Annotated in this window: 5 protein-coding genes; 1 reads left to right on the top strand and 4 read right to left on the bottom strand. The window is 43.0% G+C overall.

Features of this window, described 5'->3' with window-relative positions; genetic code table 11:
- Nucleotides 1-16: 16 nt before the first annotated feature.
- From D7D25_RS13755 to D7D25_RS13740, 4 genes are all read right to left on the bottom strand, one after another.
- Entirely contained in the window at nucleotides 17-517 is a 501-nt protein-coding gene (locus D7D25_RS13755; RefSeq protein ID WP_122969514.1) for a hypothetical protein, read from the bottom strand.
- A 244-nt stretch (nucleotides 518-761) separates the two neighbouring features.
- Nucleotides 762-1,019, bottom strand: coding sequence for a hypothetical protein (locus tag D7D25_RS13750; RefSeq protein WP_122969513.1), 258 nt, complete (start codon nucleotides 1,017-1,019; stop codon nucleotides 762-764).
- Nucleotides 1,020-1,184: 165 nt separating this feature from the next.
- Nucleotides 1,185-2,009: an endonuclease/exonuclease/phosphatase family protein gene (locus tag D7D25_RS13745; RefSeq protein ID WP_158602625.1), complete on the bottom strand. Its 825-nt coding sequence runs from the start codon at nucleotides 2,007-2,009 to the stop codon at nucleotides 1,185-1,187.
- 688 nt (nucleotides 2,010-2,697) lie between these two features.
- Nucleotides 2,698-5,166 carry a glycoside hydrolase family 9 protein gene (locus D7D25_RS13740; protein WP_122969511.1) on the bottom strand — a complete coding sequence of 823 codons (2,469 nt, stop codon included), beginning with the start codon at nucleotides 5,164-5,166 and terminating at the stop codon, nucleotides 2,698-2,700.
- A 971-nt stretch (nucleotides 5,167-6,137) separates the two neighbouring features.
- Between D7D25_RS13740 and D7D25_RS13730 the strand changes: the two genes are divergently transcribed.
- Nucleotides 6,138-6,704 carry an RNA polymerase sigma-70 factor gene (locus D7D25_RS13730; protein ID WP_158602624.1) on the top strand — a complete coding sequence of 189 codons (567 nt, stop codon included), beginning with the start codon at nucleotides 6,138-6,140 and terminating at the stop codon, nucleotides 6,702-6,704.
- Nucleotides 6,705-6,836 lie beyond the last annotated feature (132 nt).

Genomic DNA, 6,836 nt, shown 5'->3' with positions numbered 1-6,836 from the left:
CAAATAGCTAAAAGAACTATGAATTATAGTGGCACGGTTTGACCGAAAAGAGTGGCACTATCAGACCGAAATACACACAATTATCTGCTTTTTCCTTACCAAAAAAGACTTTGATGATATATTTCATATTATCAATGTGAGAATTCTCAGGATCAAAATCTGGAAAAAATCGTCTCATTTCCATGATTTCACTTTCAGTGTATAGCCTGAAAGTTTGCATAAATGTCATGAACTGATTATCTTCCGATTGTAATAGATGAAAAACACAGCTAAATGCTTCTTCAAACTTCACATTCTCCTTGAAGCATTCAGTAACTGATGGAAGTTCCTTGAATCCGTCAGGTTTTCTGTAGACAACATTCATAGAAGTAAGAATTCTGGAGTCAGATCCCAACCATTCATATTCAAGTGCTGTCGTGTCATTGTCTTCTATTGGTATAATCAGCACTTTGTTTTGGGCAATACAGGAGAAATCACTCAGAATAAAAAAAATCAAAATAAATCTAATTATTTTCATATCTCTTACCTTTCAGACTTTAAACTTAGAAACTTATTTCGGTACAAGAAAACTCAAATTTTAAAATGATCCACCCCATTTCAATGTTTCATAGATGTCTCATTCAAAGACATGTGTAGGGGGCAATGATATTTATTCTCTACACACGGCAAGGAAACATCCACTTCTTGCACTTCTCAATATACCGTTGTTATTTATACTTAGACCAATATCTATCTGTTCTATAATCTTCTTACAAGTATTTTCAAGCATAACTTCCCGAATATGATCCGGATGGGTCATACGTCTGGACATTCCCGGAGTTATCAGGCGTATATCCTAATACTCCCGAAGTTAGGTTATAATAATAAGAAGACGTATACATATTTCCGTCTAAATAATCAAAACAATTAAATACACAGGAATCCGTACCTCCTCCCATGATATGAAATTGCTGAATCTCGTTAATAATAGGCATCAATACCGCCAATTCCTCTAAACTTTTTCTAGTTAATTTTTTCATGATGAAAATTTAAATTATTTAAACTAATTACTTAACTCTTATATCCTTTATCCTATCACTTTTAGGTACACTTTTGCTGTTTGTTTTATCATGCGCTCCAATGTGAATTTGTTTTCGTATAATTGCCTCGCATTCTGTCCCAATTGTATTCTCAGCGATCTATCCTCAATCAGCGCAATAATTTGGATCATGCCTCGAATGGATGGTGCGCATTACTTCAGATGCGGGTGTTTTCAGGCGGATATCCACAAACAGCGGTCTATGGTCTGATGCTACCTGCTCATCGATTACGTGAGCCCTGTATTTCGCATAGGTCTCGCCTTTGGCCGTATATCCCAGTATGTAATCGATAGTCGACCGGGGATTGACCGATGGGGAGGTGGGCTGTTTGGGATTGGAGAGGATTTGCCATTTATCCTGCAGGAATGTGACAGGTTCGGAATCAGGGGTGGCGTTGAGGTCTCCCATCAGAAATATCGGTTTGTCGTATATTTCTACGGCATCGGTTATGATCTTAACCGATTCGAGCCGTTCTTCGTTTGTAAGCGACAGATGCGTATTGACTACCACGTATTTGTCGAGTTCCACTATCAATGCGGTGCGGGCTTCTTTGGCTCCAGGAAGAGGAATCTTTTTTACCGCGATCGGCTTTTCCCTTGTCAGGACGCCGTTGCCGTACTTCCCCCCGTCGTGCAGGATGGAATACCCGAAGGTGGCATACATGCCGGTTTGTTCGGAAAGTAGTTGCAGGATGTCGATATTGCCGCTTCTGGCCACAACACTGTCCACCTCCTGTAATCCCACTACTTCGGGGTTGATGTCAATGATCAGTTTACCGATCCGTTCAATATCTATTTTACCGTCCATCCCTTTGCCATGATGGATATTGTAACTCATAAGTCGGTGCGTATTTTCCCGCTGTGGAAATGTTTGCGCTCCTGCGTGCAGCAGCACGAGGCTGAAGATTGATATAAAGACTATTTTTTTCATCGGATTGTACATTACTTTTAGAAACTGTTTTGAATTTCACGAGTAATTATTTCACGCTTATTTTTCCACTCTTTCATATGACTAAAATATTTATTTTCAATGGTGTCATATGGAACTCGCTTTAGTCATGATCTTGTGAGATAATGATTATCATGCTCGTTTCATATGATTATTTTTTTTATTTCGGTATATGGAACCTTTATTGTTTTTTGCCCTTTTTCGCGCCTTTGAACTTTCATTTCTTTTAAGTGGCCCGCCACATTTCAATCAATGAAAATCCCAATCCATCAAAAAATGGCTAAAAAACAATGGATGAAAAAATTCAAAACAGCTTCTTAGAATAAAGGACAAAGACTTTTATAAACTAAAAACTACTAACTGTCAAATCAAGAAATCAATAAATTGGCACATTAGCATATTGGCACATTGGCACATTAGCATATTGGCACATTAATTCTGGCTTTCGAGATATTCTTTCAGGAATTTTTTGCCCGCCCGTCGACTTGTCAACTTCCCAGGAATAGATCCTGCAGAACGTGAAGTTCTTCTTGGGCCGCATGACAAAACAGGCTCCGGATTCATTCACCTGTCTGCAGCCATTTTATTATTTCCGGGCAAGGTAAGAAAAAAAACCGACTTTGCCAGCCGATTTGAAAGAAAAATTATACTTTATTGAAGAATGAATAGACTAACGCAATAGTTCTGTTATTCCCTTGAATTCATATCCCCTGTTTTTCAATTCCTTTATCAGGTCATCCAGCCGGTCATACAGTTTGTCGGTCCGTTTCGGGTCGGTACCGATATGGATTAGGAGGAGAAAGCCGTTCAGACCCTTCTTTTCTTCGTAGGTCAAAATATTGTTGTAAATTGTTTCCGACGAAAGATAATTCTTCATATCGGGAGTAGTATAATCGGCATTGGAGGTTGTTCCCGGAGTGAAATTCACCACCTGTGCGCCCATGGCTTCCGCCCAGTTGCTGATTTCCTGGTTGTACCATTCGTAGGGCGGCATAAAATAGCGTGGCGACTCTATTTTCAACCCTATTTTTCCCATTGCCCGGTAGTTGTCGTCTAGATCCTTTTCAAAATCAGATCGGGAAATCAATGTCGAATCACGGTTCTGCCAATCGGCATATAAAAGGTGCTTATCGGAGTGCGGGCCGAGATAATGGCCGTCCTTCCGCAGATCCCTTGCGATGGTAGGATATTTCCTGTAGAAATCACCTGTAAGAAAAAATGTCCCTCTTATATTGTTTTTTTTCAATACCTTCCGTATCGTACCGGCCCCGTCGGCATATTCGTGGCCGGTAAAAACAAGCGACAGCCGTTTTCCGGATGCACCGCCGCGTACGATGCCGCCCGCTACTTTTTCCGGTTGCCTTGCCCGTGCGCTCAAATAGCCCAGATAATAAGTAAGCGAGGCGGTCCCGTCCATGGTCGGTTCATTGGTGGAGTAATCCGCGTAATCATCATGGTACACCGCATAATCCGATTGAAAACGGGCATATTCATCTTCACCAGCCAGATAAATCCCTATTAAGCTGCTGAAGATCGAGTTGTAGATGGGCCCATCCACAATGCCCCCCGTGACGGGTATGCGGTGCAGGTGTGTAAATGCCGAATGTGGATCTTCGGGCGTATCGCCTTCTGCGGGGTATCCCACGACCATGGAAGTACCCCATGGATTACATCCCAATAGCCAGTCACGCATGGCCGTTTCGATCTCAAGGAACGAATCGTCCCCCGTAACTTCGTGGTACAACCTGCATTGGGTGATAAAGCCCACCGTCAGGTTATTGGAACACCAGATGAACGGTATCCCATTTAAAAAAGCATCCCCCTCAGCCCTGTCCTTCACACGCTGCAAGCCAGTCCTCATATTCCGTATGAACTCCTTTCTGACACGCAGGTTGCCGTGCTGCGCGGCCAGATGGTAATTGCCCAGATTCACGAACGGGTACCATTGGTAATGCCTTGCCGAATCGGCACCCATCCAGGGTGTGACAGGCTCCAGTCTGCCATAATCGACCGCTTGTTTCAAATATTCTTTTTCTCCGGAAGTATTATACATCTCCACGGCAGCCAACTGCATGTCGTCCGCCCAATTATCCTCTTCGTAAAAATAAGGCGCGCCTCCCGGTGCGGTCTGCGAAACCCCGGGGTTTTCAACCCCTTTGCGGTAGGCATCTTCGGCTTTTTGCACCAGCATACCGGAAAATTCAGGGTAATACGCCTCCAGTAATTGGGCGCCCAAGGAAAATGCGGACGCATATTTCCCTAAGGTGGAAGCCATTCCGGTGCTCCTGTTCTTGTGTTTGAATAAACCCTGCGGTCTGGAGCTGACAAAATAGACGGGACGTTCTCTTCCCAGGCCCCATCCATAATCGACCTGCTGTTCGTTAGGCAATGTAAATCCCACATGATCGCGATCGTCGGCCACCTGGTTGAAGTAAGTAGCGGAGTCGGGATTCATCTTCACCAGCCAGTCCAATCCCCATTTGGCCTCGTCCAGGATATCGGGGATACCGTTGGCCCCTTCGTGCCCGTTTGCATCGTATCTGTCCCCGAACGATCCCGGGTGTTGGCTGTAAGCAAAAAGCATCTGGTACACGGCATTGGCCGATGTGGCCACATATTGCAGGTAATCCGACGCATCATGCCATCCGCCGGTGGTATTGAAATAGAGCCCGTCACGTTTTCCGTCGGGATCGCCCACGGAAATGGCATCGTGCACGTGGCATGAGTCTTGCAGGAACGGATTGTATCCGCACCGCTGCTGACGCATATACATTAACGGGATTTCCGCAGCCCCGGCATATATATCGTTACCGATACGGAAAGGGACGGATTCCGTTTCCCCCACTCTCACGATGTAGTTGCCCGGCCTTTTGAGGGCCGTGAAATTGAGCCGTGCGGATGATTCGAATGCCGGTTGCTTCCCTGTATCCAGGACATCCGAACCTGTAAATACGGCCTTTTGGGTAGCCATATCTATTACCTGGAACTCACGGACAACATTCTCCTCCTTGCTGATCCAGACGGCCACTTTCACGTCGTCTTCCAGGTAACCCACCTGGTTGACGCGCAACCAGGATGACTGGGAATAACCCACAAATACGACAAAAAGAAGCGACAGGGTTACATTTATTTTTCTCATAAAATTACATTTAAACCGACGCGACCCGTTTCTTGTATTCGGCAAGACAAGCGTCCAGACGCTCATGGGCAGTGGTGTCCCCGGAACATTGTGCGGGTGATTCTTCAGGGTTACCGAAGCGTCTGCCACGGGAACACACGAGTCCACCACAATATCCGCAATTTCGAAGATTGTTTTCCCGCTAGGATGCCGGGTTACCCTTCCTTCTGCTTCGGCAGCGGATCCAAAAACAATCACTTTCATCCCCAATTCCTTAGCATGAAGCGCCACATCTATGTTTACATTATTGATGCCTGTATGCGAAAAGATCCAGATACAATCATTTCATAGGTCCAATGAGATTTATCCGGTGTCTCGATCACTTGCACCAACCGCCTGGCAAGTTGAGAAAACGCTGCCCCAAGGTATGGATAAAAACCTTTGATTTCATGTACAATCATTTTCTATTATTTCCCGCAAGGTAGACAAAAAAACTGATTCTGCCATTTTCCTTAGAAGAAAATTACAGTTGATGACTGGTGCTTTTCCCTGGGAGAAGTTTATATCGCTCCCGGGTAGATATTCTCATAACCACTCCCTCTCACATAAACCCACCGGATGATGGAGGGGATACAGGTTGGCCTGGCTGACAAGAGTGCCGATAAAAAAATAATCATTTTCGACAGTAATCATAAAAATCCTTTAACTTTGTAGAGATTAAGAAACTGTTTAAATTTTACCGAAATATTTTTATAATTGTACTGTTTATTTTTTCTTTGCTGCGGTTTTGGTCTCTTTTGGGTATCTTTTTCACTTTTTCCTTTTGATTTAGCCCGATAAATCCGCAAGAAAATCTATCCCACAATAGATTCAAAACAGTTGAACAATAAAATTTAAAGAGTTTCTAAGTAGTGTAGTATGGACTATATCGTTCCGAGAATTGAAAATTGAGGAGCGAGGGAGACTCACAATTCCTAAATTTAAATAATAGGTTGAAAAATAAACCCATCCATATAAATTCCCGGATTCTGCACCTTCTGAGGGAAGGAGACGAGAAGGCTTTTGAATATATTTTTCATTACTATTACAATCAGATTTATACATTTGTCCTGAATACGCTTTTCGATAAAACCTTTGCCGAAGATATCACGCAATCGGTTTTCATTTCTCTTTGGGAAAAGAGGGAAACAATCGATACAGAAACCAATATAGTCCCTTATCTCTATACCATTGCCAGAAACCATGTGTACCGGCAAACAGAGAAGCTGTTGCTGAAATATAGATATGAACAGTATCAACAAGAAAAAGCACAAGAAAATTCCGATATTGAAGCAGATGTAAACAGCCGTTTTCTGGAAAATATTCTTTCCGAACTTATTGGGAAGCTGCCTGCGGATCGCCGCAGAATTTTCCTATTGAGTCGGAAAGAAAATCTATCGAACAAAGAAATCGCTTCCCGTTTGCAGATTTCCGAAAAAACGGTGGAAACTCAGATTAGGCGTTCTCTCATTTTTTTAAGAGAAAAGATGAAATATTATCTCAATTCACTCTTTTTTTGATCTGTTCAATGGATTTTTAGGTTTTTATTGTACTTTTCTTTCAAGTAATTCAGACTCTCTTTTTCTCTTAAGGCTTAGTAAAGCGTCTGATGTGGATCTTCTCAAACCTGTCATGGCTTTAGTTATTGTCTT

Origin of the sequence: Proteiniphilum sp. X52 (genome assembly GCF_003712195.1) — a bacterium.
Taxonomy (GTDB): domain Bacteria; phylum Bacteroidota; class Bacteroidia; order Bacteroidales; family Dysgonomonadaceae; genus Proteiniphilum.
Note: the sequence above shows the minus strand (reverse complement) of the source record. Positions and strands in the feature narration are given on the sequence as shown.

What these genes read in the sequence shown, in the direction of transcription:
- D7D25_RS13755 (WP_122969514.1), bottom strand. Translation starts at nt 517, where the DNA reads ATGAAAATAATTAGATTTATTTTGATTTTTTTTATTCTGAGTGATTTC.
- D7D25_RS13750 (WP_122969513.1), bottom strand. Translation starts at nt 1,019, where the DNA reads ATGAAAAAATTAACTAGAAAAAGTTTAGAGGAATTGGCGGTATTGATG.
- D7D25_RS13745 (WP_158602625.1), bottom strand. Translation starts at nt 2,009, where the DNA reads ATGAAAAAAATAGTCTTTATATCAATCTTCAGCCTCGTGCTGCTGCAC.
- D7D25_RS13740 (WP_122969511.1), bottom strand. Translation starts at nt 5,166, where the DNA reads ATGAGAAAAATAAATGTAACCCTGTCGCTTCTTTTTGTCGTATTTGTG.